General features: G+C 68.4%; 20 protein-coding genes and 1 tRNA gene. 7 read left to right on the top strand and 14 right to left on the bottom strand.

The window, feature by feature from the left end:
• The first annotated feature begins 8 nt into the window (after positions 1 to 8).
• Complete coding sequence (locus tag IG65_RS0122195) at positions 9 to 2,318, top strand: MMPL family transporter (protein ID WP_030516869.1); 2,310 nt, start codon at positions 9 to 11, stop codon at positions 2,316 to 2,318.
• Positions 2,319 to 2,340: 22 nt separating this feature from the next.
• On the opposite strand, the gene IG65_RS0122190 is transcribed toward IG65_RS0122195, so the two are convergent.
• The 4 genes from IG65_RS0122190 to IG65_RS0122175 form a co-directional block, all read right to left on the bottom strand.
• Positions 2,341 to 3,276 (bottom strand): LLM class F420-dependent oxidoreductase, encoded by a 936-nt coding sequence (locus IG65_RS0122190; protein WP_030516868.1) that lies wholly within the window; start codon positions 3,274 to 3,276, stop codon positions 2,341 to 2,343.
• A gap of 114 nt (positions 3,277 to 3,390) precedes the next feature.
• Positions 3,391 to 4,788: an aminotransferase class I/II-fold pyridoxal phosphate-dependent enzyme gene (locus IG65_RS0122185; protein WP_030516867.1), complete on the bottom strand. Its 1,398-nt coding sequence runs from the start codon at positions 4,786 to 4,788 to the stop codon at positions 3,391 to 3,393.
• 40 nt (positions 4,789 to 4,828) lie between these two features.
• Complete coding sequence (locus IG65_RS0122180; RefSeq protein WP_030516866.1) at positions 4,829 to 11,155, bottom strand: type I polyketide synthase; 6,327 nt, start codon at positions 11,153 to 11,155, stop codon at positions 4,829 to 4,831.
• Between the two features lie 119 nt (positions 11,156 to 11,274).
• Positions 11,275 to 11,871, bottom strand: a complete 597-nt coding sequence (locus IG65_RS0122175; RefSeq protein ID WP_231509344.1) for a GNAT family N-acetyltransferase — start codon at positions 11,869 to 11,871, stop codon at positions 11,275 to 11,277.
• Positions 11,872 to 12,376: 505 nt separating this feature from the next.
• Here IG65_RS0122175 and IG65_RS0122165 point away from each other — a divergent pair.
• The gene (locus IG65_RS0122165; protein ID WP_156055719.1) at positions 12,377 to 12,784 is read left to right on the top strand and encodes a hypothetical protein; all 408 of its coding nucleotides are present in this window, start codon (positions 12,377 to 12,379) and stop codon (positions 12,782 to 12,784) included.
• A 55-nt stretch (positions 12,785 to 12,839) separates the two neighbouring features.
• On the opposite strand, the gene IG65_RS0122160 is transcribed toward IG65_RS0122165, so the two are convergent.
• The 3 genes from IG65_RS0122160 to IG65_RS0122150 form a co-directional block, all read right to left on the bottom strand.
• A tRNA-Ser gene (locus IG65_RS0122160) sits at positions 12,840 to 12,930 on the bottom strand.
• 46 nt (positions 12,931 to 12,976) lie between these two features.
• Positions 12,977 to 13,447, bottom strand: a complete 471-nt coding sequence (locus IG65_RS0122155; RefSeq protein WP_030516862.1) for a nucleoside deaminase — start codon at positions 13,445 to 13,447, stop codon at positions 12,977 to 12,979.
• Positions 13,444 to 13,980, bottom strand: a complete 537-nt coding sequence (locus tag IG65_RS0122150; RefSeq protein WP_030516861.1) for a tRNA adenosine deaminase-associated protein — start codon at positions 13,978 to 13,980, stop codon at positions 13,444 to 13,446. The genes IG65_RS0122155 and IG65_RS0122150 overlap by 4 nt, the downstream gene beginning before the upstream one ends.
• A gap of 58 nt (positions 13,981 to 14,038) precedes the next feature.
• Between IG65_RS0122150 and IG65_RS0122145 the strand changes: the two genes are divergently transcribed.
• Positions 14,039 to 14,989, top strand: coding sequence for a prephenate dehydrogenase (locus tag IG65_RS0122145; RefSeq protein WP_030516860.1), 951 nt, complete (start codon positions 14,039 to 14,041; stop codon positions 14,987 to 14,989).
• Between the two features lie 13 nt (positions 14,990 to 15,002).
• Here the strand turns inward: IG65_RS0122145 and IG65_RS0122140 are convergent, their stop codons facing one another.
• From IG65_RS0122140 to IG65_RS0122130, 3 genes are all read right to left on the bottom strand, one after another.
• The gene (locus IG65_RS0122140; RefSeq protein ID WP_030516859.1) at positions 15,003 to 15,623 is read right to left on the bottom strand and encodes a putative glycolipid-binding domain-containing protein; all 621 of its coding nucleotides are present in this window, start codon (positions 15,621 to 15,623) and stop codon (positions 15,003 to 15,005) included.
• Between the two features lie 64 nt (positions 15,624 to 15,687).
• Positions 15,688 to 17,661 (bottom strand): ABC transporter ATP-binding protein, encoded by a 1,974-nt coding sequence (locus IG65_RS0122135; RefSeq protein ID WP_081879670.1) that lies wholly within the window; start codon positions 17,659 to 17,661, stop codon positions 15,688 to 15,690.
• Entirely contained in the window at positions 17,615 to 19,405 is a 1,791-nt protein-coding gene (locus tag IG65_RS0122130) for an ABC transporter ATP-binding protein (RefSeq protein ID WP_051756652.1), read from the bottom strand. Before IG65_RS0122130 ends, IG65_RS0122135 begins: the two co-directional genes overlap by 47 nt.
• A gap of 394 nt (positions 19,406 to 19,799) precedes the next feature.
• Between IG65_RS0122130 and IG65_RS0122125 the strand changes: the two genes are divergently transcribed.
• The 3 genes from IG65_RS0122125 (at position 19,800) to IG65_RS0122115 (ending at position 22,291) form a co-directional block, all read left to right on the top strand.
• A complete protein-coding gene (locus tag IG65_RS0122125; RefSeq protein WP_030516856.1) occupies positions 19,800 to 20,942 on the top strand; it encodes a DNA cytosine methyltransferase in 1,143 nt (380 codons plus the stop codon).
• A 70-nt stretch (positions 20,943 to 21,012) separates the two neighbouring features.
• Entirely contained in the window at positions 21,013 to 21,429 is a 417-nt protein-coding gene (locus IG65_RS0122120; protein WP_030516855.1) for a very short patch repair endonuclease, read from the top strand.
• 79 nt (positions 21,430 to 21,508) lie between these two features.
• Positions 21,509 to 22,291: a DUF998 domain-containing protein gene (locus IG65_RS0122115; RefSeq protein ID WP_081879658.1), complete on the top strand. Its 783-nt coding sequence runs from the start codon at positions 21,509 to 21,511 to the stop codon at positions 22,289 to 22,291.
• Here IG65_RS0122115 and IG65_RS37900 read toward each other — a convergent pair.
• On the bottom strand, positions 22,242 to 22,394 hold the full coding sequence (locus IG65_RS37900) for a hypothetical protein (RefSeq protein ID WP_156055718.1): 153 nt from the start codon (positions 22,392 to 22,394) through the stop codon (positions 22,242 to 22,244). The two genes, IG65_RS0122115 and IG65_RS37900, sit on opposite strands and share 50 nt — an antisense overlap.
• A 68-nt stretch (positions 22,395 to 22,462) precedes the next feature.
• A complete protein-coding gene (locus IG65_RS0122105) occupies positions 22,463 to 24,022 on the bottom strand; it encodes an esterase-like activity of phytase family protein (RefSeq protein WP_369801577.1) in 1,560 nt (519 codons plus the stop codon).
• A 113-nt stretch (positions 24,023 to 24,135) separates the two neighbouring features.
• Here IG65_RS0122105 and IG65_RS0122100 point away from each other — a divergent pair, with 113 nt between their 5' ends.
• Positions 24,136 to 24,912, top strand: a complete 777-nt coding sequence (locus IG65_RS0122100) for a maleylpyruvate isomerase family mycothiol-dependent enzyme (RefSeq protein WP_030516852.1) — start codon at positions 24,136 to 24,138, stop codon at positions 24,910 to 24,912.
• 10 nt (positions 24,913 to 24,922) lie between these two features.
• Here the strand turns inward: IG65_RS0122100 and IG65_RS0122095 are convergent, their stop codons facing one another.
• On the bottom strand, positions 24,923 to 25,756 hold the full coding sequence (locus IG65_RS0122095) for a dienelactone hydrolase family protein (RefSeq protein WP_036525381.1): 834 nt from the start codon (positions 25,754 to 25,756) through the stop codon (positions 24,923 to 24,925).
• A 25-nt stretch (positions 25,757 to 25,781) separates the two neighbouring features.
• Positions 25,782 to 26,627, bottom strand: coding sequence for an AraC family transcriptional regulator (locus tag IG65_RS0122090; protein ID WP_231509343.1), 846 nt, complete (start codon positions 26,625 to 26,627; stop codon positions 25,782 to 25,784).
• Between the last annotated feature and the right edge of the window lie 261 nt (positions 26,628 to 26,888).

Raw genomic sequence — 26,888 nt, 5'->3', positions numbered from 1 at the left:
AGCGCCTCGTGTCCGTGTATCTGTATCGGTGGGGAAGATTCGCCTTTCGGCACAAGTGGATCGTGCTCCCGGTCTGGCTGATTCTGTTCGTGATCATCGGCAGCCTGGGTACGCAGCTGAAGAAGCCGATGAACGACGATTTCACGATCCCGAATCTGCCGTCGAAACGCGCCACCGAGATCATGGACAAACACTTCCCGGGGATGTCGCAGGCGTTCAGTTTCGAGGCGGTCACCGGCACCTATGTCTTCGGGGCGGCACCGGGGCAGAAACTCACCGACGCATCCCAGCGCGCGGCCGTCGGTGGTGTGGTTTCGAAGCTGAACGATCTGAACATCGTCGATCACAAGACCCCGCTGGTGGATCCGATCACCGCCACCGAACAGATGGGCTGCTTCGCGACCGATCGCAGTTCGCCGGAATTCGTCTCGCGCTGCAGTGCCGCGCCGGTCGACGTGTTGAACAATGAGAACCCCGATACCGTTGCGGTGCTGACCGTTCCGTTCACGATCCAGAAGTTCACCGATATCACCGCCGCCGATCGCGCGGCCGCCTACGCGGTCGGCGACGAGGCGCGGGCCGCCGGACTTCAGGTGGAGATGAGCGGGTCGCTGGCGATGGAACAACAACAGCCCAGTGGTCGGGCCGAGATGATCGGCATGGCCGTGGCGCTGGTGGTGATGGTGGTGGCCTTCGGTGCGATCGTGGCCGCCTTCGTGCCGATCATCACCGCGATCGTCGGACTCGGACTGGCGACGTCGGTGATCTTCCTCGGCACATCGTTCATGTCGGTACCGAGTTTCACCACCTTCCTGGCCTCGATGATCGGCATCGCGCTCTCGATCGACTACGCGCTGTTCATCGTCTCGCGCTACAAACACGAACGCGCGGTGCAGAATTCGCCGGAGATCGCCGCGGGCACGGCCCTGGGGACGGCCGGTTCGGCGGTCGTGTTCGCGGGCGCGACGGTGATCATCGCGCTCGTCGCCCTGGCCATCGTCAACATCCGCTTCCTGACCTTCATGGGGCTGGGCGGGGCGATCGCGGCGGCGTTCGCCGTGCTCACCGCCATCACCCTGATGCCGGCCCTGCTCGGCGCCTTCGGCAAGTACCTGTTCGAGCCGAGGCTGCCGGTGATCGCGCGACACGATCCCGAGGACGATTCGGTGGTCACCAACGGTATGCGGGTGGCGCGGGTGATCGGGCGGATGCCGTGGCTGACGCTGGTCGCGAGCATCATCGTGCTGGGTCTGCTGGCCGCGCCCGCGCTGAGCTTGAATCTGGGCCTGCCCGGTGAGGACAGCCAGCCCAGGACCACCACCATTCGCAAGGCCTACGACCTGCGCACCGAGGGATTCGGTGCCGGCAGTAACGGCAAGCTGCAAGTCGTCGCCGATCTGTCGCAGGTGCCCGCCGATCAGCGGCAGGCGGCGCTGACCGCGCTACACGACGAGCTGGCCGCGTATCCGGGTATGGATTATGTGACCCGACCGCAGCTGAGCAGGGACGGCGGCGGCGCGTTGATGACCGCGGTACCCACCACCGGACCCAACGATCAGGCCACCAAGGATCTGGTGCGCAACGCGCGCAATGCCGAAGCCGCACTGCACGACAGATACGGCATCGACTACGGAATCACCGGCACCACAGCCATTTACGCCGATGTCGACCATGCGCTGCTCAGTAAGATCCTGCCCTATCTGGCCATCGTGGCGGGTGCGGCATTCCTGTTGCTGATCGCGGTATTCCGTTCGGTGCTGGTACCTTTCACCGCCGCGCTGGGATTCCTGCTCTCCATGGCGGCGACCTTCGGCGCCACCGTGCTGATCTTCCAGAAGGGCGCGCTGGGTCTCATCTCCGAACCGCGGCCGATCGTGAGCTTCCTGCCGATCATGTTGATCGGCTTGGTCTTCGGCCTCGCCATGGACTACCAGGTCTTCCTCGTCACCCGCATGCGCGAGGAATACGTGCACGGGAAACCACCCATTGAGGCGATGATCTCCGGCTACCACCACGGCGCACGCGTGGTGACCTCGGCCGCCGTCATCATGATCTCGGTCTTCGGTTCGTTCCTGCTGGAATCGGATGCGACCGCCAAGTCGATGGGTTTCGCGCTCGCCGCGGGCGTCCTGTTCGACGCATTCCTGGTGCGCATGGTCCTGATCCCGTCGCTGCTGGTGCTGATGGGTAAGGCGGCCTGGTGGATTCCGGGGTGGCTCAGCCGGATCGTGCCGGATATCGACGTGGAGGGTGCGCGGTTGCGCGAGCTCCACGTCGACAATCCGGACGAGCCCAGGAGTCCGGTGAAGGTCGGCTGAGCCGAAGCCGGCACCGGATGGTTCAGCCCAGCTGGGCGGCGACCTCGCCGGCGACCAATTCCAAGTGGTCGAGGTCGGACAAATCCAAGACCTGCAGGTAGAGGCGGGTAATGCCGGTGGTCTCGCAGTAGCGGCCGATCTTGTCGACCACCTCGGCCGGGGTGCCGGCCAGGCCGTTGGTGCGCAGTTCGTCCACCTCGCGGCCGATCGCCTCGGCGCGGCGGGCGATCTCGGCCTCGTCGCGGCCCACGCACAGCACCTGGGCGGCCGAGCGGACGATCTCACCGGGATCGCGGCCGATGTCGCGCGCGGCCGCGGCAACCCGATCGAATTGCGCCGCAGCCGTTTCCGCATCCGTGAACGGCAGATTGAACTCGTGCGCGTACCGCGCGGCCAGGGCCGGTGTGCGCTTCTTGCCCGCGCCACCGATGATCACGGGCGGGCCGGGCTGCTGCACCGGCTTGGGCAGTGCCGGACTGCCCTGCAGCACATAGTGTTTGCCCGTGAAATCGAAGGTCTCGCCCACCGGGGTCTGCCACAGGCCGGTGATGACGGCCAGTTGCTCGGCGTAGCGGTCGAAGCGCTCGCCGAGCTCCGGCAGATCGATGCCGTAGGCGCGATGCTCATCGGCGAACCACCCCGAACCGAGTCCGAGTTCGACCCGGCCGCCCGACATCTGGTCGACCTGCGCGACCGAGATCGCCAGCACCGACGGATGCCGGAAGGTCGCGGCGGTGACCAGTGTGCCCATCCGGATCCGGGAAGTCTCGCGCGCGAGCCCGGCCAGCGTGATCCACGCGTCCGTGGGCCCGGGCAGGCCGGAGACCCCGCCCATCTTCAGATAGTGATCCGACCGGAAGAATGCGTCGAACCCCGCCTCCTCGGTCACCTTCGCAACCCGGAGCAGATCGTCGTAGGTAGCCCCTTGCTGGGGCTCGGTGAAGATTCGTAGTTCCACGAGCACCAACGTACCGGGCCGGCTGCGCCACCCCGCGGTACCTGCCGAACCGCCCGGCGAGGGGACCGGACACGTCGTGGCACGGCCCTCTCGCGCGGCGGTCGGCCGCGCATGTCAGCCGGTGACGCCCAGGTCCGGCAACTGCGCGGCGGCGGTGACGGCCTCGGACAGCAGATCGGCGGCGGCCTCCAGTTGCGCGGGTTCGTGTTCGGAGGTCAGGAAGAAGCGCAGTCGTTCCTGACCCGCCGGTACCGCCGGAGAGGAGATCGCGCCCGCGTAGACGCCGTTGCGCAGCAGTGTGGTGGCGACGTAGCCGGCGCGCAGTTCACCGGGGACGATGACCGGGCAGATCGGGGTGCCTTCGGAGATGCCGAGGTCGATGCCGCGCTCGCCGAGCAGGGTGCGGAAGTGCTCGGCGTTGGACCACAGCCGGCGCAGTCGCTGCGGTTCCGCCTCGAGGACGTCGAGTGCGGCCAGCGCGGCGCCGATGGTCGAGGGCGCCGGGCCGCCGGTCAGCATGGCCACACCCGGTGCGGCGGCCTTCATGGCGGCGATCAGGTCCGCGTCGGCGGCGATGAAACCGCCGCAGCTGCCCAACGCCTTCGACAGGGTGCCCATCCAGATGTCGACATCGTCGCCTGCCATGCCGTAGTGCTCGCGGATGCCGTGGCCGCGTTCGCCGAAGACACCGAGCGAATGCGCCTCGTCGACCATGACCGCGCAGTCGAATTCCCTTGCGATGGCGGCTATTTCGCTCACCCGGCCGACCGTGCCGTCCATGCTGTAATGCCCTTCGACCACGACCAGCGCCCGATCGAAATTCCCGCGCGACATGCGCAACACCGAACGCAGCGACTCCGGATCGTTGTGGCGGAAGTTGAGCCGTCGCGCTCCCGACCACTGCACCCCGGAAACCACGCTGCCGTGGATGAGCGAATCGCAGATCGCGACGTCGTCGGCGCCCAGCAGGAAGCCGATCACGCCGGCATTGGTGAGATAACCACTGGTGGTGACCATCGCGTCACCGACGTCGTACATCGCCGCCAGGCGCTGTTCGAGTTCGGCGTAGATCGGGATCTCCCCGGCGACGATGCGGCTGGCCGAGGCGGACGCGCCGTAGGTGTCCAGCGCGTCCTTGGCGGCCTGCACCACCTTCGGATGGTTGCCCAGGCCGAGATAGTTGTAGGCGCTGAAGTTCACCAGATCCCGGCCCTGCCACCGGATGACGGTGTCGTTCGGGCTCTCGCGGACGAGGAACATCGGATTCGGCGTGCCGCTGTGCTCGTGCACCGCCGCGATCGCCGCGCGTTTCTGCACCATCGCCGCGACCTCGGGGTGGTCGGCGAATTGGCGTCCGGGGCCCCGGCGCGGGCGGGCCGGTTTGCTGCTCCCGCCGGTGAACGCACCGCGCGAGTTTCCGGACGTCGCAGGGGTGGGTGCAGGCGCCGGGGATGCACCAGATGCCGTGCCGGACAACAACTTCCGCGCCAGATCCCGCGCCGACTCACTCATCCCGCATCCTTTCCCGGCGCAGCAGGCAGCTGCGGCCTTCTCATCCCGCCGCCCCCTGCACGATCGCCTCGGCCACCCGCGCACCTGCCTGTTCGAGGCTGAACGAGCGGCCCATCTTCATCGACATCAGTTCCACGCCCAGCGATTTCGTCACCAGGGCGCCGAATTCGACCGCCATCAACGAGTCCAATCCGAGTTCGGGCACCGGAACCGTCAGGTCGATCGAATCCGTCGAAACACCCATGACCTGCGCAAGTTGCTCGGCCAGCATGAAGGCGACCACCTCGTTGCGCTTACCCTCGTCGAGTTCGGCGAGCTGAACGCGTAGCCGTGCGGCGGCCGAATCGTCCTGTGCCGCAGCGGCGATCAATTCCTTGGTGCGTCCGGTCTGGGCGAAGAACGGCGCGGTGGCATTCACCTTGGCCCAGTCGACCGGAATGATCGAGACCTGCGTGCCGCCCAATCGCAGCGCCTGCTCCAGATATTCGGTCCCCTCGTCCATGGTGATCGAATCGAATCCGGTGTTGCGCAGATACCGCGCGATATGTTCGTCGTCGGCCATACCGCCGCCGGACATATGCCCCCAGCCGACGACCAGGGCGGTACCGCCCGCGCGGACCACCGTATCCCCGATGGCCTGGAGCGCGATATTGGCCGCGGTATAGGCATATTGGCCGACACCGCCGAACATCGCACTGCCGGAGGACCACAGCGCGAACTGGTCCAGCCGCGCCCCGGCCGCCTGGATGCCGGCGACGAGTGCGCGCGCACCGTCGGCCTTCGCGCGGAACACCTTGGCCAGACTCTCGGCATCCATGACGGTGATGCGCTTGTCGTCGATGGCGCCGGCGGTGTGGAACACCCCGCGCAGCGGATGCTCGGGCCGGTGGGCGCGAGCGACGACCGCCGCGACGGCATCGGCATCGGTGATGTCGACCCGCTCGACGGTGACCTCGATGCCCTGCGCCTCCCAGGCCGCGAGCTGCGAGACGGCGGCCTCGGTGGTGGCACCGCCGCGGCCGAGCAGCGTCAGCCGGCGGGCGCCGTGGCCCACCAGCCACCGTCCGGTGGCCAGGCCGAAGGCGCCGAAACCACCGGTGATCAGGTATTGCGCCGCCGGGTCGATCTCGATGTCCGGCAGCTGCGGGCGGACCAGCGGTGCTTCCTCGGTCAGATCCAGCGCGACCCGGCCGATCCGGGTCGAGCGGGCCACCTCCTCGAAGGCCTGGGCCACCTCCGCCGTGCCGTACTTCTGGAACGGCAGCGGCCGATAGGTGCCGTCGTCGAAGCTGGCGTTGACCTTGCGGCCCAGCTCCATCACCTCGGTGTGCCGCAACCGCAGCATCCGGTCCAGATCGAAGGAGAAGTAGGAGACGTTCTTGTCGAACGCCGACAGATCCAGCATGCCGCCGGTGTAGATATCGGCCTTGCCGATCTCCACGATGCGGCCGAATTCGGCGATCACCGCGAAGTTCTGGCGCAGGATCTCACCGGGCGCCGAGCTGATGATCACGTCCACACCGCGTCCGCCGGTAAAGGCGAGTACCTCGTCGACGAAGTTCAGCGACCGCGAGCCGACCACGTGATCGGCGCCCTCGGCCAGGACATAGGCGCGTCGCTGTTCGCTGCTCGCGGTGCCGATCACGGTGGCGCCGTGCAACTTCGCGATCTGCACCGCCGCGCTGCCGACACCGCCCGCCGCACCGTGCACCAGCACGGTCTCACCGGCACGGATCCGCGCCAGTTCGAGCAACGAGTACTCGGCGGTGGTGAACGCGGTGACGCTGCTGCACCGGCCGGCATCGGTGTCTGGATGGACGTGGGTGAGCGAATCGGTCGAGGTGGTGTGATAGCGCGCGACCATGCCCTTGGAGGTCAGGCTCACCGAGTCGCCGACCGCGTAGTCGGTGACGCCGGGGCCGACCCGGACCACCTCGCCGCCGCCTTCCATACCCGGCACCAAGCCGAAGAAGGTCTCCGCCAGTTCGCGTTCGCCGAGGACGCCGATCACCTTCAGCGCGTCCTTGTAGTTGAGGCCCACCGCACGCATCCGGACCTCGACCTCACCCGGGCCGGGTTCGCGCCGATCGCAGCGCCGCCAGCCCAGCCGCGCGAAGGTGCGCGAACGAGGCAGTTCCAGTTCGAAATTCGCCTCGGGGTCGGTGAGCGGTTCGGCGGTGTCGAGGGCGTCGAGCCGCTCCGGCAGCGTCCGGGTCACGACCGTGGTCCAGCGCAGGCCGTTGCGCAGCACGGCCTCGTCGACCAGGTCGTACTGGAAGCCGCCGGGGATCGCCAGTTCGGCGGACAGGTCCGCGACCGTCGTGTCGGCATCGATATCCACCAGTCGCCACCGCAGCCGGGACTGCTCGTTGAGCAGCACCCGACGAGCGCCGGCGATGGCCGCCTGGCTGGGGTCCGGTGCCGTCACATCCGCGGGGTGGGCGTACGCGTGGGCGCTGACCACGGTCACGTAAATCGATCCGTCGCCGGTCAGCGGAATTTCGATCTCGTGCTCGGTGACCCGCTCCTCGAGGTAACCGTCCACCGTCACCGCGATCCGGCGCAGCGTCCACAGCGCCGCCACATCACCGTCGGGCGAATGTCCGGGGACCACGCACACGTGCAGCCGTTGCACACCCTCGGCGCCGAAGATGTCGCGAAGCCGTTGTGCCAGTTCCGGTTCCAGCTCGGCGTCGCTGGGATCGAGGCGGAGGACTTCCGATCCGGCACCGCCCGCGACGGCATCGCGCACCCGCTCGATCCGCGAGTCGATGTTCTCGCCGTAGCCGAGGACCAGGGTGTACAGGCCGTCGTTGCCGGGAAGCGCGGACGTGTCGACCGGATCGCGCAGCTCCCACCGTTCCTCGTAGAACATGTCGGTCATGCGCTGCAGCGGGCCGCGGCCGGGGGTCAGGGAACCGAATTCCATCCCCCTGATCTGCATGACCACGGTGCGCTCGGCATCGAGCAGATCGATATCGGCCAGCGGCCGGTCGCCCTCGGTGAACCGGGCCACGGCCGTGACCTCCTCCGGCAGGGGCGCGAGGCGGCGGACGGTGCGCACGCCGACCGGCACCATCGCGCCCTCCTGGGCACCACCGCGGCCGGCGAGCAGGGCGGCCACGCTCTGCAGCGCCGCATCGACGATCGCGGGATGTGCGAGATACCTCTCGCCCTGGCCGATGGTGCCGTCGAGTCGCGCGACCACGGTGTCCGGCGAGATGCGGATCGAGGTGGCGCGCTGGAAGGCCGGCCCGTATTCCAATCCGCGCGCGGCCAATCCGGCGTAGAACTCGGCGGGCTCGACCGCGAGCATCTGCTCGGTATCGGGCACGTCCGCGGTGATCGGCGCGTAACTGCCTTCGACCAGGCGGCCCATCGCGTGGACGGTCCAGATGGTTCCGGCCGCACCCCGGGAGCGGATGGTGAAGCGCCCGGTCGAATCCTCCACGTGGAGTTCGACGATCGGCGCCTCGCCCTCCTCGACGACCAGGGGCGCGACGAACCGCACGCCCTCCACGGCGACCTGATCCGATTCGGTGCGCACCGCGGCGGCGCTCAGTGCGGCATCCAGATATCCCGCGCCCGGCAGGATCCGGGTGCCGCCCACGACGTGATCGGCCAGCCAGGGCAGCGCGGCGAGCGACAGTTCCACCCGCCAGGCGTTGGAGTCGTCGGGATTCTGATCACCGAGCATCGGATGCGCGTCGGGCGTGCCGTGCCGTAGCAGCCGGAATTCGGGCAGTTCGTTGCGCAGCCGGGTGCGCTGCCACGGATAGCGCGGCAGATCGATATGCGGCGTCGGGTCCGGCACGCCCGCGAACAGCACGTCGATGTCGAGAACTCCGGCCGCGTACAGACCGGACAGGGTCTGGCGCAGGCTGTCCGCGTCCTGCTGTTTGCGGTGCAGGGTGGCCACCGTCGCACCGGTTTCCCCTGCGCCGATGAGTATTTCGCGAATGTTGGCGCCGAGTACCGGATGCGGACCGACCTCGACGAACACCCGGTTGCCGGCCCGGACCAGCGCGGTGATGGCATCGGCGAACCGCACCGGCTGCCGGACGTTGGCACACCAGTACTCGGCATTCCAGTCGGCCGCGGTGACCTGTTCGCCGGTGACCGTGGAGTACAGCGGGATACGCGGTTCGGCGACGGTGAGCCCGGCCAGCACCCCGCGCAGTTCATCCAGGATCGGGTCCATCAGATGACTGTGATACGGCACCTCGACCTGCAGTCGGCGCGCGAAAATGCCGTCGGCGGTGAGCTTTTCGGCGATCTCGTCGAGACGGTCGACCGCACCGGCCAGCGTGACGGCCGAGGGTGAGTTGATCGCCGCGATATCGACCGAACCGTCGGCGGCGATGACCTCGCGAGCGGCCTCGGCGGGCAATCCGATCGCCAGCATGCCACCCGTCCCCGCCGTCGTGGCCTGCAACCGGGCGCGGTGATAGCTGACCAGCAGCGCGTCGTGGAGCGACAGCATTCCGGTCACATAGGCGGCCGATACCTCGCCGACGCTGTGGCCGACGACGACGGCGGGTTCGATTCCGTACTCCCGCAACGCCGCGTACAGCGCGACCTGCACCAGGAAGTTCGCCGGTTGCGCGATGGCGGTCGAGGTGACCCGCGACTCCTCCTCGGGCCGCAGCAACTCCTCGACGACGGACCAGCCGGCGATGTCGGTGAACACGGCATCGATGCGGCGCGCCTCGTCGGCGAACGGGCCTTCGGAGCCGAGCAGCTCGCGTGCCATGCCCCACCACTGCGGACCCATACCGGTGAAGACGTACACCGGCTCGGCGGTGCGCTTGGCGACGGTGCGACCGACCCGGCCCTCCCCGCTCGCCAGATCCACCAGCCCGCGCACCAGTTCGGTGTCGTCGCCGAAGGTGATCGCGGCGCGATGGTTGTGGTGGTGACGGCGCCGCCATGCGGCTTCGGCCAGCCGGCCGGGATCGGCGCCCTCGGCGATCAGTTCGGCGACGCCGCGAGCCAAGTGCCGAACCGCGGTCTCGCTCCGCGCGGAGAGCGGCAGGACGCCGAAATGCTGTGGTGCCCGGTTGGTTTCGGACTCGCCCCGATACTCCTGCAGAATCGCGTGCGCATTGGTGCCGCCGTATCCGAAACCGTTGACGGCCACCGTCATCCGCTCGACCTCGGCGCCCACCGGTTCGGCCTCGGTCTGCAGGCGGATTCCCAGTTCCTCGAACGGGATATCGGGATTCGGGGTGTCCAGCCAGCCCTGCGGCGCGATGGTGCGATGCGTGATGGCCAGCGCCGATTTGATAACGCTCGCGATACCCGAGGCCGCCTCGGTGTGCCCCAGCGTCGCCTTCACCGAGCCGACACCGACCGGACCGGGCCGCCCGGTGGCAGCGCCGTAGGCCCGGCCGATGGCTCGCAGTTCCAGCGGGTCGCCCACCGGCGTTCCGGTGCCGTGGGCCTCGACGTAGGTGATCTCGTGCGCCGGAATTCCGGAACGCTCGATCACGGTCTTGGCCAGTGCTTCCTGGGAATCCGCGTTCGGGACGGTGATGGCCGTGGTGCGGCCGTCCTGATTCGATCCGGTGGCCTTGACGACCGCGTAGATGCGGTCGCCGTCGCGTTCGGCGTCGGCCAGCTTCTTCAGCACCACGATGCCGGCGCCCTCACCGCGGCCGTAACCGTCGGCGGCGGCGTCGAACGGTTTGCTGCGGCCGTCGGCGGCGAGGAATCCGCCCTTGCACATGGAGACGAACGGCTCCGGCTGCGCCATCACGGTCACACCGCCGGCGAGGGCGTATTCGCAGTCCCCGCTCTCGATGGCCTGGCAGGCCAGATGCAGCGCGACCAGCGACGAGGAACAGGCGGTGTCGACGGTGACCGCCGGACCGGTGAGGTTGAGCGCGTAGGCGATCCGGTTGGAGAGCATCGTGTACGACGCGCCGGCGGCGGTGTGCATGTCGACATGCGGCAGCGCCGGTCCGCCGACCGATACCGCCAGCTGATCGAGGGTGAAGGCGCCGATGTAGACGCCGAGCCCCGAGCCCGCGCTGCGTCCCGCGACGCCCGCGTCGTCGAGCGCCTCCCACACCACTTCCAGGACGAGTCGCTGCTGCGGGTCCATGGCGGCGGCCTCGCGCGGGGAGATGCCGAAGAAGTCGGGATCGAACTCCCACGGATCGCCGGTCATGAAGGCGGCGCGCTTGGTGTACATGCGCCCGGGGGTGCGGCGGTCGGCGTCGTAGTAGCGCCGCCAGTCCCAGCGGTCGGCGGGGATCTCGGTGACCCCGTCCCGTTTGTTGATCACGAAGTCCCAGAAGGACTCCGGCGAATCGATGCCGCCGGCATACCGGCATCCGATTCCGACGATGGCAATGTCAGACACAGCGACTCCTCGGCCGACTCGGAAATACTTCTCGCTCCCCCGGAGCAGTTCGGGCGATCGGCCGGGTCCGCGCTCGCCGGAAACCGGCGACCCTTCCGCGGCGGCCTTCGCCCCGCCGATCAGAGCGGACGCGGTCGGCGAATGATGATGTTCAATTCCGGCCCCGTCCGGCCCAGCCGGACGGACCCGGTGCGTTCGTTACCCAGGGCCTCGTAGTACCCGACGTTCTCGTCCTTGCAGATTCCGCACAGGAGTACGCCCTGCCGGTCGGCCTTGTCGGTGAACGACGCGTACAACGCCCGGCCGATGCCGCGGCGCTGCAGTTCCGGATCGGTGCCGAGGTAGACGTGGAAGAAGTGGGGTTCGGCCGGGGCCGCCCGATCCATGGTGCGATCGACCTCGGTTCCCCGTCCCACCGCGGTGCCCATTCCCGCGAGAAACAGCGGGCCGGCGAGGAATTCGCGCAGCCCGCCGGGCCGGTAACCGTCCGGGTACCAGAGCAGGACGCCGACGATCCGGCCGTCCAGCTCCGCGACCTCGGCGCCGCCGGCCGGCAGGAAGCGATGCGTGATCATCGTCCGCAACATGCGCGGCGACCGACGGTGCCGGACAGCTTCGTCCGGAAAGACGTATTCCTCGATCGGATCGTCGTGGGCGAAGGCCGCGGCCAGTACCCGCACCATTCCGGTGATGTCGTCGCGCGTCGCGGTCCGCACGACCGGACTCTCCGGTTTGTTCAAAGCTGTTGTCCCTCACATGATCTGCACACTGCCCGACTACGTCGGCGGGACGTCCGGCAAGCAACTGGACGCTAGATTACCTCAGCCCGCCACCCTTCCTACTAGTCGGTAATGTGCAGTAGAACACGCGGGTACGACACGACGCTATGAATATCCACAGTCCTCGACACGGGCTATCGCCGGGCACCCCAGATGTGAAACACGTCCTTCCGCAAGGAAATACACGGCGGGGTCGGCAGCTCACACCGCGCACGGTCACCGCTCCCCGCGGGAACCTCGGTCGCACAGCGATATACAGGCAAACCACCGCGGCGACCGCCCGCGCGGCCGCACTCGCCTCGCGGTTTACCGGTGGCGGTAAATCGGGACGTCCATCCCTGCGGCAATCTGGACAATTGGGAGGACGGCGAGTTCGCCGTCACCGCTACGAATCTGGGCCTCGACCGCGATCGCCGCGTGGAGGTCGAAAGGAACCGGAAACTTGAAGACACGGATTCTGGCCGTCGGCATCGTTTCGGGCGCGGTGTGCGCTGCGGTCGCCGCCATCGCTCCCACGGCATCCGCCCAGCCGTTTCCCGCCGGGGTGGCGTGCTCGGAGACGACCTGCACCAACGACACGGACGACACCTACCTGATCGAGGCGTGGCAGCACTGCCGGGTCGTCGGCGGGACCGCGGAGACCGAAACCCCGTTCAACATGGTCGTGCGAGCGCACGAGAAGGTGCCGGTGAAAGGTGTGGAGTGCCCGCCGCTGGTGATCGAGCGGCCCGACACCATCGGCGGTACGGACACCACGGTGCTGCGGACGGAGCCGACCCGGATCAGCTTCTTCAAGGCCGTCCACCACGATCCGGACGCGCCGAAGGTTCGTACCGGTTCGGCCGGGTGACGACGACTCGGTGAGGACCGAAAAAGCCCCCACCCGGAGACCCGGGTGGGGGCTGTGGCGGTGGCGGAGGGATTTGAACCCTCGGTGGGGGGTTACCCCACACACGCTTTCGAGGCGTGCTCCTTAGGCCGCTCGGACACGCCACCGCAGGTGACTTTACCGGACGGGCGGAGCGAAACCGAAATCGGGTGGTCAGGGGCGCTGAGTGCGGAAGAAGGCGTCCAGCACGGCCGCGCATTCGGCCTCCAGTACACCCCCGCGAACCTCGGGACGATGGTTGAGGCGACGGTCACGCACCACATCCCACAGCGAGCCGACCGCACCGGTCTTGGGTTCCCACGCGCCGAAGACCACGCGGCGAACCCGGGCCAAGACCAGGGCCCCGGCACACATCGTGCAGGGTTCCAACGTCACGGCCAGCGTTGTGCCCTCCAGCCGCCAACCGTCACCGTGTACCCGTGCCGCGCGGCGCAGCGCCAGGATCTCGGCATGCGCGGTGGGGTCGCCGAGCGCCTCTCGCGCATTGCCGGCACGAGCCAGCTCCCGACCGTCCGCGTCGAAGACGACCGCGCCGACCGGGACGTCTCGCGGATCGGTCTCCGCCGCCGCGGCGAGGGCGGCCCGGACGAGGTCCTCGTCTGCGCGCGGTGACGCCGGGCTCAACGGTGCAGCTTGTCCAGGACCGCGGAGAACTCGTCGGCGAAGCCCAGCCGCTGTGCGACCATGCCCAGCTGCTCGTCCGGATAGAGATCGGTTTCGGCGAGGATGACGCTGAGCACGGGCTCGGGCAGGCCGAGGTCCGCCAGCACGCCCAGATCGCCTTCCTCCCACGGATCGATCTCGTCCAGTTCGTCCGGATCGATATCGGGGACTTCGACATTCAGCGCGTCGAGCACCTCGACGGCGATGTCGTAATCGATCGCGGCGGTGGCGTCCGAGATCAGCAACCGGCTACCGGTCGGCCCCGGCCGCAGGACGATGAAGAATTCGTCGTCGACGTCCAGCAGCCCGAACACCGCACCGGTACTGCGCAGCGCGCGCAGCTCGTTCTCGGCCGCGGACAGACTCGACAGTGCCGCGGCACTGAGCGGGCTGCAGCGCCATGTGCTGTCTTCGCGTACGACCGCCACGGCGAACCCTTCCACATCGTCGTAATCGTCCGACGCGGCCCTGTTCGTGCTCGAGCGCTGTGCCATGGCCGCAACGGTAGTCGGCTTCGGCGGAAATGTTGAAGTCGTATGCGAATCTGATCCGATGACGGGCGATCGGAATTCCTCGGTGTGCGTACTGGGTACGGGTTTGATCGGTGGTTCGCTGCTGCGCGCGGCGACCGCGGCCGGCTACCGGGCCTGGGGTTACAACCGGTCGGCCCCGGGTGCGCAGGCCGCCCGGGCCGACGGATTCGACGTCGAATCCGACATCGCGGCGGTGCTGTCCCGGGCCGCCGCCGACGATGCGCTGATCGTGCTGGCGGTGCCGATGCCGGCCATCGATACCGTTCTCGCGGATGTGAAGACATTCGCGCCCGACTGCACGCTCACCGATGTGGTGAGCGTGAAGGAACCGGTGCGCGTCGAGGTGCACCGGCAGGAACTGGGCGCGTACTACGTCGGCGGCCATCCGATGGCGGGGACGGCCGAATCCGGCTGGGCCGCATCGTCTCCCGACCTGTTTCGCGACGCGGCCTGGGCGGTCGGCGTGGATCCGGGCACCCGCGCCGAGCCGTGGAACCGGGTCGCGCGGCTGGCGCTGGACTGCGGTGCGATCGTGGTGCCGGTCCTGGCGGACGAACACGACCGTGCGGTGGCACGGATCTCGCATCTGCCGCACGTGCTGGCCGAGGCGCTGGCGGTCGCGGGGGCCGCGGGGGGCGATCTGGCACTGGGCCTGGCCGCCGGATCGTTTCGCGACGGCACCCGGGTCGCGGCGACCGCACCCGATCTGGTGCGCGCGATCTGCGAACCGAACGCGGCCGCGCTCACCGAGGCGATCGACGACGCGCTGCGCCTGCTCGCGGCCGCGCGCGACAGCCTGCGTGACGAGGGCACCCTCGGCGAACTGATCGACGCGGGCTACAGCGAACGCGACCGCTACGACACCCTGCGCCGCTGGGACATCACCGATATCCGCCCGGGCGATCAGGATTGGCTGGAACGGTTGCGCGATGCGGGACGGCAGGGCGGGGTGATCCGCTCGCTGGACTGAGCCCCGCGCGGCGTCAGACCCGCTCGGCCAGGCCCGGATAGTCGAGGACGAATCCGTCGTCGTCGACGGTGACGGTCGCGCTCGACACCGGCGAGAGCACGTGGATCCCGTCGGCGCCGCTGCTGTAGGTGAGGATCGCCTCCTGCACGAGCAGATCCGGAACCCGCACGTAGACCACCGGAACCTGCACGTCCTCGGTGGCATGCGCCAGCCCGAAACGGCGAATCGGCAGGGTGTTGAAGAACGGGCTCAGCACCACGTCCACATCCAGCGCGCCACCGAACATGGACCGCACGTGGGTGCCGCCGGCATCGACGAGCCAGTAGTTCTCCTCGTCCCGGGCGATCGAGGCATGGCGTTCGCCCGAGGCGACCGTACTGCGCAGCGACAGCCGCTTGGTGCGTCCCACCTCGTCGGTGACGAGGTCGTAGGATGCGCTGAACGCGGGATGTTCACCGCAGCCGCCGGCGATGATGCGCCCGGACGCGCGGATCCGGTTGCCGGTGAGGACTACGCGCACCGATTCCATCCGTGATCCGTCGTGCGCGCGCCAGGTGAGCACCGCCGGCCAGCGGGGCGCTGCGGCCTCGCTCGCCTGGGCGGTCTCGGAATTGCCCTGGGCTGGCTTACTCACCCCTCTACCGTATGTGACAACCGGGCTTGCGGTGTGGTCGCGGCACGCGAGTTGTTCACCTGCGCTACACCAGCGATTCGCGCCACGCGGTGTGCAGAGCGGCGAAACGTCCGGTCGATGCGATCAGATCCGCGGGCGTCCCGTCCTCGACGATGCGCCCGGAATCCATCACCAGCACCCGGTCGGCGATGGCGACGGTCGACAGGCGATGCGCGATGATCACCGCCGTGCGCCCGCGCAGCACGGTCTCGAGCGCCCGCTGTACCTGCCGCTCACCCGGGATGTCCAGGCTCGAGGTGGCCTCGTCCAGCACGATCACCGCGGGATCGGCCAGGAAGACGCGCGCGAAGGCGACGAGTTGGCGCTGGCCGGCCGACAATCGCCCGCCGCGCTTGCGCACATCGGTGTCGAATCCGTCCGGCAGCGACATCACGAAGTCGTACAACCCGACCGCGCGGGCCGCCGCGAACACTTCGGCATCGGTGGCCTCGGGTCTGCCGAGCCGGATGTTGTCGGCGATCGAACCGGAGAACAGGTACGACTCCTGCGTCACCATCGCGACCGCGCGGCGCAGATCCGCGTCGGCGATCGTGCGCAGATCGATACCGTCCAGCGACACCGTGCCCGACGAGGGATCGTAGAACCGCGCGATCAGCTTGGCCAGGGTCGACTTTCCGGCACCGGTGGCACCGACCAGCGCGACGACCTGGCCGGCCGCGAGGGCGAGCGAGAAGCGTGGCAGCACCGACCGCACCGGCCGATCCGCGGTGCCGGACACGTCGTCCCGGCTCGGGTAGCCGAAGACGACATCGCTCAGGCGCAGTTCACCTCGGGCACGCGCGAGTGGATGCGGGGCATCGGGTTCGGCCACGCTCGGCCGCTCCTCCAGCACGCCCGAGATCCGCTCCAGCGCGGCCGCCGCGGACTGATAAGAGTTGAACACCTGGGCCAATTCGTCCAAGGGACCGTAGAACTGCCGCAGGTACAGCAGGAACGCCGCGAGCACACCGATTTCGGTGTGGCCGTGGATCACTCGCCACGCACCGACGACCAGGATGACGACGTTGGTCACATTGCTGATCAACCGCACCAGGCCGATGTAGGCCGCCATCCCGTGCAGCGCAATGATATTGGCCGAGCGGTACTCGGCATCGGAGTCGACCAGAATGGCCTCGTTGCGCTCCTCGCGCCGAAAGGCCTGCACCGCACGGATTCCGCCCATGGTCTCGACGAAATGCACGACCACCTTCGCGATCGCGCCTCGGGTGCGGCGGTAGCCGGCGCGCTGACGCCGCTGCGCCCAGCGGGTCACGAAGACCAGCGGGACGAAACCGAGCAGCACCACCGCGGCGAGCGGAATATCCAGCCACAGCAGAATTCCCGCGATCGTCACCACCGACAGCACGGCGCTCAGCGCGTCGTTGAGCGCGCGCTCGAGCAGATCCTCGAGCGATTCCAGATCGCTGGTGAGCCGCGCGACGATCTTGCCGGAGGTGTAGTTCTCGTGGAAGTCGATCGAGAGCCGCTGCACGTGCGTGAAGACCCGCAGCCGCAGATCGAACAGCACCTGCTGGCTCAACCTGCCGGAGATGCGCAGGAAGAGGAAGGTCGTCACGCCGCCGAGCGCGGTGCAGCCGAGGATGCCGCCCACGGCCAGCGCCAGCGGCAACCAGTCGCCGTCGAGCGCGCGTGCGACACCGGTGTCGACTCCGTGTGCGACGAACAGCGGCGTCGCCACCAGGGCCGCATTGTCGATCACGATCAACACCAGCGCGGCGGCCGCCCACCGGCGGTAGGGGCGGATCAGCGACCACAACAGGCGGCGCGACCGTGCCGCCAGGGCGAGGTTGACCGCCTCGGTCTGCTCCCCCTCCTCGGCGGCCACGCCCCGCCAGTCGGCCTCGGAATCGGCGTCGGTGCGGAGGGCCACGGCGCCGCTGGCCTCCTCGTAGGCCGCGGTTTCCGGGCGGCCGCTGTTCGTGCCCGCCCGGTCAGTGTTCGTGCGCGAAGCTGCGTCCTCGTTCGGGTTCTCCGGCATCGAGATCACCTCCCATCAATTCCCGGTAGCGCGAACAGGTTTCGAGTAGTCGTTCATGAGGTCCGTCGGCGATGATGCGGCCCCCGTCGAGGACCGCGACCCGATCCGCCCAGGCCGCGGTCGACGGGCGGTGGGCCACCAGCAGCACGGTGGCACCGGCCAGCGCCTCTCGCAGCCGCTTCTGGACCTGTTCTTCGGTGCTCACATCCAGAGCGGAGAGCGGGTCGTCCAGAACCACGACGTGCCCGCCGGCATGTTTCTGCCGGTCCAGGACGGCTCGCGCCAGCGCCAGCCGCTGCCGCTGACCGCCGGAAAGGCTCAGGCCCTGTTCCCCGATCCGGGTGCGCAGACCCCACGGCAATTCGTCGACGAACTGCGCGGCGCAGGCCACATCCAGTGCGGCGCGGATCCGGTCCTCGCCGGCCTCGGGGTAGCCGAGGGTGATGTTCTCGCGCACGCTGGCCGAGAACAGCACCGGATCCTCGAAGGCCACCGAGACCTGCGACCGCAGATCCGCCAGTCGTAGCGAGCGCACGTCGATACCGTCGATGGTCACCGCACCGGCCGCGACGTCGAACAGTCGCGGCACCAGGCCCAGCAACGCCGACTTACCGCTGCCGGTGGCGCCGACCACCGCGACGGTCTCCCCGGGACGCACGTGCAGCGAAATATCGTGCAGCAGATCATGTTCGGCGTCCAGGAAGCGGAAACGCACCCGCTCGAACCGCAATTCACCACGCAGCGGCTGCGGCGCGGGCACGGGATGCTCCGGATCGGTGATCTCGACGGGGGTGTCGATCACCTCCCAGAACCGTTGCGCCGCGGTGCGGGCGTGGTTCATCTCGGCCAGCAGGAAGCCGAAGCCCATGATCGGCCACTGCAGATAGGTGGTCAGGGTGATGCCGGCGACCAGGGCGCCGACCGTCATCGCCTGTTCGGTGAGCAGATATCCGCCGATGGCGAGTGCGGCCGCGATACCCAACGCGGACAGCGTGTTCAGCGCGGTCCACAACCGCGCCGCCAACCGCACCTTGGCCAGCTCGAGGGTTTGCAGTTCGCGCGCCTCGGCCCGGAACCGGCGGCCGAACCACGGGCCGCGGCCGAACGCCTTGAGGACGCGAATGCCCTGTGCGGATTCCTCGACCGTGGTGGCGAGATGGCCGGACTGGTCCTGCGCGCGACGGGAGGCGCGACCGTAGCCCTGTTCGAATTGCAGTGCGAGCAGGACGAGCGGAACCGCGATGAGCAGTTCGATCAACCCGATCTGCCAGCTCAAGACGAACAGCAGCGCCACACCCACGCCCAGCGTCGCACTCAGCGACAGCAGCGACGGCGCGACGAAGGCGAAGAAGCGCCGCAGGGTGGACATGTCGGTGATCGCCCGCGAGGTGAGCTGCCCGGACTCCATCCCGTCGTGCACGCCGACCGACAGCACCTGCAATCGCTGGAAAAGCTTGCCGCGCAACGACACCTCGAGCCGGCTCGCGGGCGCCGCGATGATCCACCGCCGCCACCACGAGGTGACCGTGCTGAGCACCGCAAGCCCAACCACCAGGCCGATCGGCACCCATATGCCGCCGAAATCCCGCTGCGCGACCGGCCCGTCGACGATCCGCGCGGTGACGAACGGCAACGCGATATCGCACAGCATGCCGAGCCCCGACAGCACGGCGCTGCCGAACAGCGCCGCGCGATAGGGCCGGATCTCCGGCCACAGACGCCGCAATGAACCCGCACCCGTCACTCGGGTGGTGTAATTTTCGTCGACCGTTCCGGTTCTGTCGTCCTCCGAATCGGATACGGTCTCCGTCGTAGCGACGGACACAACAATCCCCCTTCGCCAGGTCGTCTTTCGCCGAATCGCTCACTACCGCACCGCCCCGGCCCCCGACCGAGCGCGCGTACGACCTTCCAGATTGCCAGCGCCGCCCCCGCCCGCCAACCGATTTTCGGTGTGCCCCCAGATGGCTCGCCCGCGGCGCGTTATAGATTCTCGAGCGGTGCACGCCAGTGTTCTCGGCCCGCCTCGATTGTGGACTGACGGAGCGAGGGAGCGCAGCGACTGAGCGGAGGAGGGAAAAATCGAGGCCACAGGGGCCGAGAACCCGCCGAAGCGGAGCGTAGGCCAAAAATTCAGCATGGTCGGGTTGTTCGCCGGGATCGGGGGTTTGGAACTCGGGCTCAGCGCACACGGTTGGCGTACCGAGCTGCTCTGCGAGATCGACCCGGGCGCACGCGCCGTCCTCTCCGCCCGCTTCCCCGAGGTAGAGACCCACGCCGATGTCACCCGCCTGCGCGGACTGCCCGCCGGGACGGAGCTGGTCGCCGCCGGATTTCCCTGTCAGGACCTGTCGCAGGCGGGACGGACGGCGGGCATCACCGGCGAGCGCTCCGGTCTGGTCGACGAGGTGTTCCGGCTGGTCCGGCGCAAACGCGGCCCGCGCTGGCTGCTGATCGAGAACGTCCCGTTCATGTTGCAGCTGGGGCGTGGACAGGCGATGCGGCACATCACGGCCGCGTTGGAGGAGCTGGGCTATACCTGGGCATACCGAGTGGTCGACGCGCGCGCCTTCGGGCTGCCACAGCGGCGGCAGCGGGTGCTGATGCTGGCGTCGCGGTCGGAGGATCCGCGGCCGGTGCTGTTCGGAACCGATGCGGGGCCACGCACGATCGGCGATCCGGAGGTGGATCCGTGCGGCTTCTACTGGACCGAGGGGGTGCGCGGGCTGGGCTGGGCGGTGAATGCGGTGCCGACGCTGAAAGGCGGGTCCGGGCTCGGGATCGCCAGTCCGCCCGCGGTCCGGTTGCCCGCCGGTGAGATCGTCACTCCGGGAATCACCGATGCCGAACGGCTGCAAGGGTTTTCCCACGATTGGACCGCGCCCGCACTCTCCGCCGCTGGGGTCCGCCCCGGACATCGGTGGAAGCTGGTCGGCAATGCGGTGAGTGTGCGGATGGCGTCGTGGATCGGCTCCCGCCTGGCCGCGCCCTCCGACGGCGTGGTCGCGGAGTACGCGCCGCTGACCGCGCATCGCTGGCCGACGGCGGCCTGGGGTCATGCCGGCACGGCCTATCGGGTCCCGGTCTCGACGTGGCCGGTGCACGAGCCGTACGAGGATCTGCGCTGGTTCCTCGACGACGCCCGCCTGCTGTCGGCCCGCGCGACCGCCGGTTTCCTGCGCCGCGCCGCCCGTGGCACGCTGCGCTTCCCGCCCGGTTTCCTCGCCGATGTGGAGAACCACCTGATCCGCATGGGAGGCCTGCCGCTGGAGGCGGCGTGAGGTGTCGAATCGGTCACCGAATCCGACCCCGGGAACACCCGCCCGCCGGTGGACGCTGTAAGGGTTGTGCATGAGTTCCGGCCGTCCCGTCACCGACGCGGTGACCAGTGCCCGGATGGCTCGGCAGCGGCGAACGGGTACCGCCCCGGAGACCGCGTTGCGTACCGAACTGCATCGGCGAGGCCTGCGCTACTTCGTGGACCGCGCCCCGCTTCCGGGTTTGCGCCGCCGGGCCGACCTGGTTTTCCCGCGCCGCAAGGTGGCGGTGTACGTGGACGGGTGTTTCTGGCATTGCTGCCCCGAACACGCCACCTACCCGAAGAACAACGCCGAGTGGTGGGCCGAGAAATTGGCCGGCAACGTGGCCCGCGACCGCGATACCGATGCGCGGCTCGCCGCCGCGGGCTGGCTGGTGGTTCGGGTCTGGGAACACGAGGATTCGATGGCCGCCGCGGATCGGGTGCAGTCGGCTTTGTCGGATCGATAGACCATGATGGAAGTGCAGCCGACATTGCAGCGGAAATACGGCATATTCCGGACGTGGGCGATGACGTGAAACGAGGGCAATGACGCCGAGCGAGCCGCATGATCGTGCGGCGGACCGATCCGGTGCGGTCGCCGTACTGGAGCGAGACCACGCGCCCGCGCGCGTGCGGTACCGCCTGGTCCGCTTACTGATCGCGGCCGCTATCGCCGTCGCGGGGGTCTGCTATTCGTCGTGGGTCCTGGAATTCGTCCTGCCGATCCATCTGAATCCGATCAGGTCGTTCCTGAGCGAATTGGACGCCGAGGGCCGTCCTTATCGCTGGGTGTTCGATCTGGGCGACACCATCGCCGGTTCGCTCACCTTGATTTCCGCGATTACGGCGATGTTCGTCTTCTCGCGGCGGCGTTTGTCTACCGTCGGCTGGGTGGCGCTGGGCTTTTTCGGCGCGTCCACGATCGCCGATGCGCAATGGCCGTTGCACACCTGCTCGGGGCCGTGCCCGCCGTCGGACAGCGGCATGTTTCCGCAATTGCACCAGATTCACGCGCTGACCAGCACGCTCGCGGTCACGTCGATATTCGTGGCGATGATCGCCTTCAGCGTCGCCGCCTTCCGCTATCGGCGCTGGCCGATTCTGCGGCATTCCGGATTGTGGATCCTCATCATCGGCTCGACCGCTACGGCTTGGATGCTGATCGCCGACAATCTGCCGGGCAATTACGCACTGGGCATCGCCCAGCGCATCCAGGTCGGATCCATGTCGCTGTGGCTGATCGCGCTCGCGGTGCAGATCTGGGTCGCGCAGCGCGTGATCAGCGGCGACGGGCGGAAGCGCGCACGGGCTCGTCGTTCCGCAGCATGACCAGTGAGCGCGGCGCCGATTCCGCCACCGCGCCCGCGATCGCCATGGCCGCGAAGGTGGCCAGTATGACGCCCATTACCAGTACCTCGACAACTGTGTTCATATCCCCACGGTGACAGCGGCGACTGGCATCCATTTGTGCGGAACATGGGTAAAACCTGAGAATGCCGGCTAGCCCACCGAGACGGTCACGGTGTGCGTCGTGGTGCGTGCCGGAAGCGCCCCGGTATCGACGCGCAGGATTTCGCCGGTGTCCTGGCGGCCGTCCGGCAAGATCTTCGGTTTCAGGCCGAAGGGCGGCTCGCTACCGCTGCTTCCGGCCAATCCGAAATCACTGTCGTCGGAGATGTAGAGCGTGCGGCCGCCGTCGGTGGTGGCGACGCCCTCGATTTTGTCGTGACCGAAGAATGCGCCGGCCGGATTCAGCCCCGCGACCAATCCGGCGAGATCCAGGTTCGACTTCTTCGCGACCGGGGTGATACCCGCCTTGCCGAGCGCGGCGATCCCCTCGGCGGTCGATACCTTGCCGACATAGGTTTCCAGCGGTTTGTCGCCGACCAGCAGGCCGAGATTCGGGTCGTATCGGGTGCCGGGAACCGCGGCTCGCGGTCCGATATCGGTGGCGCCGTTCAGATCGATCGTCCACAGTTTCTTGTTCGCCTTCGGCGCGAGTTCGCCGTCGCGTTCGTCCACGAGAAAGGTGTGGTCGTCGAGTGCGGTGATTTCGGAGACGGCCATTTTGCGCTTCGGATCCTCGAGCGGGTACACGAATTCGGCTACGGCGCGGGTCTGCAAGTCGACCGTGACGATTCGGGTCATCGGCACCTCCCGTGCGGAAGCCGATCCCGGTGTCTGCAAACCGCTTTGAATCACACCGACCAATCGCCGCCCGTCCGGCGTGACGGTCAGGCCTTCCATGCCCTGATTCGGCGTCCGCAGCGACAATTCGCGCGGCAACCCGGAACCGGGTGCGAGACGGTCGATTTCGGTGCCGGATGCGTCGAAGTGCACGAGAAACGGACCGTATTCGTCGGAGACCCAGAAGGTGCCGTCGGGCAGCGCGACCAATCCTTCCGGGTCCAGGCCGTGGTCGATTGGCGGCAAGGGGTGGCCGTCGAGATCGCGCATGGTCTCCCCGGTCGATGCCGCGGTGTCGACGAGTCCGTTGAAGCCGACGCCCGCACGGTTCTTCAGGTCGATGGTGGATTCCAGCACCGCGCGCGTTCCGGTCAACCGGAATTTGCCGATCTTCGGCACGAAACTCGGTATGGGAACGAGCTTTTCGTTCTTGCCGGGTCCGTCGACGTTCGGGCCGCGGTCGGTGAGTCCGTAGAACTCGTCGGCCGACCCCGGCACCGGCGTCCACGCGGACCCGAATCCGCTGCCCTGCACCGTGGTTCCACCGAACTCGCCGAGCGGCGCGATATCGGTGGTGTAGAGGTGAACCGCATCGGAGGTGGTCACCGTGAAGGTGTCCTCGCCCTGGTATCCGGGCTCCGGCGTGTAGCGCAGGGAACCGTCGGCGGTGCGGTCCAGGCGGCCGTGGGCCGGGGTGCCGAAGGCGACGGCCGCACCACCGCCGGTGCGGGCGGCCAGATCGTCGAGCGATACGGTCAGCGGCCGGTCCCGCTCGGTGTGCCATTGCGGTTCGCCACCGCCGGACGAGCAGGCGGCGGCCGCGCAGAGTACGGCGCCGGCGAGGGCGAATCGGAGCATGTGACTGGTTCCCACCGGTGATACCTATCCTGCCGAGTCGACGATCAGCTGTCGGGCACCTGAACAGTTATCCGACGGCAATCGAGTTCGCCCAGCGCGCGTTCCCAGCGCTGGGTAGGGTCACCCGGGTGACCAGCGAAGCGCCGGAATCAGCCGTTCCCGTCGACCTGCTCGAAGCCGTGCATTCGGCGACCGGGTCGCTGGTCGCCGCGGTGGAAGCCTTGCACGACAGCGATATCGCCGAACCGTCACTGCTGCCGGGCTGGACGCGCGGCCATCTGCTGGCCCACCTGTCCCGCAATGCCGACGGACTGGTGAACCTGCTGCTGTGGGCCCGCACCGGCATCGAAACCCCGCAGTACGCAAGCCAACTGCTGCGCGATTCCGATATCGAGGCCGGTGCGCCGCGCCCGCTCGCCGAGCAACTGAGCGATCTACGCGCCTCCGCCGATCGCTTCCTCGGCCTGGCCCGGGCCATGCCGCCGGAACGCTGGCAGTACCGGGTGCGGGCTCGCACGGGTAAGGAGCTGGCCGCCGCGGTGGTGCCGTGGTTGCGCCTGCGCGAGATCGAGATTCACCGCGTCGACCTGAACATCGGCTACCGGCCCGCGGACTGGCCGGCCGCGTTCGTGGCCCGCATGCTGCCGGAGGTGTCCGCCGGATTCGACCACGCGGCCTCCGCACATCGCCCCGCCGATGCCAAGCCGATGACATCCGACCCGGATCAGCCACCGCCGCCGAGTTTCACCCTCGTCGCCACCGACACCGATTTCACCGCCAAGGTGGGCCCCGACCCTTCCGACACCATTTCCGGGCCCGCAGCGGAGCTGCTGGCGTGGTTGATCGGCCGCAGCGAGGGCGTGGGACTCACCGGGTATCTGCCGAATCTGCCCGCGTGGTTGTGAGTCGCCGGACTCACCGGTTCACGCGCCCCGGAACCTCGAGCCGTTCGGCGAGGAAATCCAGGACGCGGTGCAGCGCGGCCTGAGTCGGTTCGCCCGGTTCGTCGACGAGATGTTCGGTGAGTACCGAATGTGCGCTCAGCACGCCCTCCGGATTGGCGGCGGCATCGTCGAGTTCGATGGCGATGAAGGCGCCGCCGAGTTCCCGGCGCAGGAATTCGAAACGTTGCGCGGGTGAGCGCCGGTCACCGCGGAAACGCAGCCCCATCACCGAAAGACCCTCGCCGCAACGCTGTTTGACGCGCTCCAGATCGTCGGGCGAGAGGTCGATCGAGCATTTCTGCCGGGTGGTGAAACCGAGCGGCAGGCCGGGCTGTGAGAGCACGGGTGCGACCAATCGGTCGTCCACAGCCATCCCCAGCGCGAAACCTCCGGTGAAACACATTCCGACGGCACCGACTCCCGGTCCGCCGCACCGCCGATGCTCATCGGCGGCCAGCGCCCGCAGCCACTGCACCACCGGGGACGTGCGGCCGGTCGCCAGCACCACGAACTCCCGGCTGACACAGATCGGCCCGAACTGACCGGCGACGTTCGCCAGCGCGGCAAGAGTGCCATGCGCGGCCGGATCCGGGTCCCGCCCCGGATTGCCGTACAGATGCGGCACCACCGCCGTACAGCCGATGCGCGCTACCCGCCGGGCGAAGTCGAAGACGTCCGGCGAGATGCCGGGAAATTCCGCCATGACGATCACCGCGGGCCCACTGCCCTGCCGAAAGATCGTGCGGGACTTGCCCTCATGGGTGAAGGTCGCGTGTTCGAAATCGTGAAGATCGTCGTCTGCCATGGCCGGCCCTTTCTCGTTCGGGCCTTCACCCTCGGCCGACCACCCCCGCCGGGTCTTGAAAAAATGTTCCCCAGGCCCGGTATCGGTGCTGCCCGATCGGCGTGTGCGGTTCCCGTGCCAGCGTGTTCGGCGTGCGACCGGCGAAACTCGCGATCTCCCGGGACATATGGGCCTGATCGCTGTAACCGCAGGAGGCCGCGACATCGGCGGCCGGCCGGCCCGCCACCAGCCCCTCGACCGCATGCCGGAACCGAACCAGCATCGCGGCGCGTTTGGGCGTGAGTCCGATCTGCGATTCGAACCTGGTCCACAGTCGTTTGCGACTCCAGCCGCAGGATTCGGCCAGTTCGGCGATTCGGACCTGCCCGCGGTTCGCGACGATACGATTCCACCCGGCCACGACTTCCGCATCCGGTGTGCGCTCGGGCCGGAAGTGTTGCGCCAGAAACGTTCTCGTGAGCGCGAACCGCTCCTCCCAATTCGCCGCCTCCGCGAGCTGCGCACGTAACCGCTCCGCCGAGGCGCCCCACACCTCGTCCAGGCCCACGGCAGCACCCAACTCACCCGGCCCGACCCCGAGCACCGAATACGCCCGCAGCGGCGACATCCGCACCTCGACACACGCCGCACGTTCGGCCCGAATCGCCGTCAGCCCCCCGGAAAATCCCGCCACCATCCCCCCGCTCGCCCGACTCGCCTCGGTCGTCTCCACGACCAGCCCACCCCCGCCGAAGTCGACCGCCACGGTCACCGCCGGAATCACCGCCACCCGAAGCTCCAACCCGGCACCGGCACGATCGCGATACCCGAGCATCGCAAGCCCATCCGCGGCCTCGCGCGGGCGCACGATCTCCCACGCGCGATCTCCCACCCGGCCAGGGTAGATCGGAGCCCCTCACCCGGTGCTCGCAACACTCGTTCGTGCAGGCCAGAGGCGTAGGGACAAGCCGCGCGACACGCCATCGCGGATCCGGGTGAAATCACGGCGGCTCCGTATGCTCGGCGCACCGCAGCTACTTTCTAATCCAGGGAGGTACTTTGCGTCATCGGTCTGTCCTCACCGCTCTTCTCGCATCGCTACTTCTGCTGATCGGGCCTCCGATCACGGCGCAGGCGCTACCGGACTCGGGAT

The sequence above is a fragment of the Nocardia sp. NRRL WC-3656 genome, from assembly GCF_000720265.1.
In the GTDB taxonomy this organism is placed as follows: domain Bacteria; phylum Actinomycetota; class Actinomycetes; order Mycobacteriales; family Mycobacteriaceae; genus Nocardia; species Nocardia nova.
Note: the sequence above shows the minus strand (reverse complement) of the source record. Positions and strands in the feature narration are given on the sequence as shown.

What these genes read in the sequence shown, in the direction of transcription:
- IG65_RS0122120 (WP_030516855.1), top strand. Translation starts at nt 21,013, where the DNA reads ATGAGTTCCGGCCGTCCCGTCACCGACGCGGTGACCAGTGCCCGGATG.
- IG65_RS0122185 (WP_030516867.1), bottom strand. Translation starts at nt 4,788, where the DNA reads ATGAGTGAGTCGGCGCGGGATCTGGCGCGGAAGTTGTTGTCCGGCACG.
- IG65_RS37900 (WP_156055718.1), bottom strand. Translation starts at nt 22,394, where the DNA reads ATGAACACAGTTGTCGAGGTACTGGTAATGGGCGTCATACTGGCCACC.
- IG65_RS0122135 (WP_081879670.1), bottom strand. Translation starts at nt 17,661, where the DNA reads ATGCCGGAGAACCCGAACGAGGACGCAGCTTCGCGCACGAACACTGAC.
- IG65_RS0122095 (WP_036525381.1), bottom strand. Translation starts at nt 25,756, where the DNA reads ATGGCAGACGACGATCTTCACGATTTCGAACACGCGACCTTCACCCAT.
- IG65_RS0122115 (WP_081879658.1), top strand. Translation starts at nt 21,509, where the DNA reads ATGACGCCGAGCGAGCCGCATGATCGTGCGGCGGACCGATCCGGTGCG.
- IG65_RS0122145 (WP_030516860.1), top strand. Translation starts at nt 14,039, where the DNA reads ATGACGGGCGATCGGAATTCCTCGGTGTGCGTACTGGGTACGGGTTTG.
- IG65_RS0122150 (WP_030516861.1), bottom strand. Translation starts at nt 13,980, where the DNA reads ATGGCACAGCGCTCGAGCACGAACAGGGCCGCGTCGGACGATTACGAC.
- IG65_RS0122125 (WP_030516856.1), top strand. Translation starts at nt 19,800, where the DNA reads ATGGTCGGGTTGTTCGCCGGGATCGGGGGTTTGGAACTCGGGCTCAGC.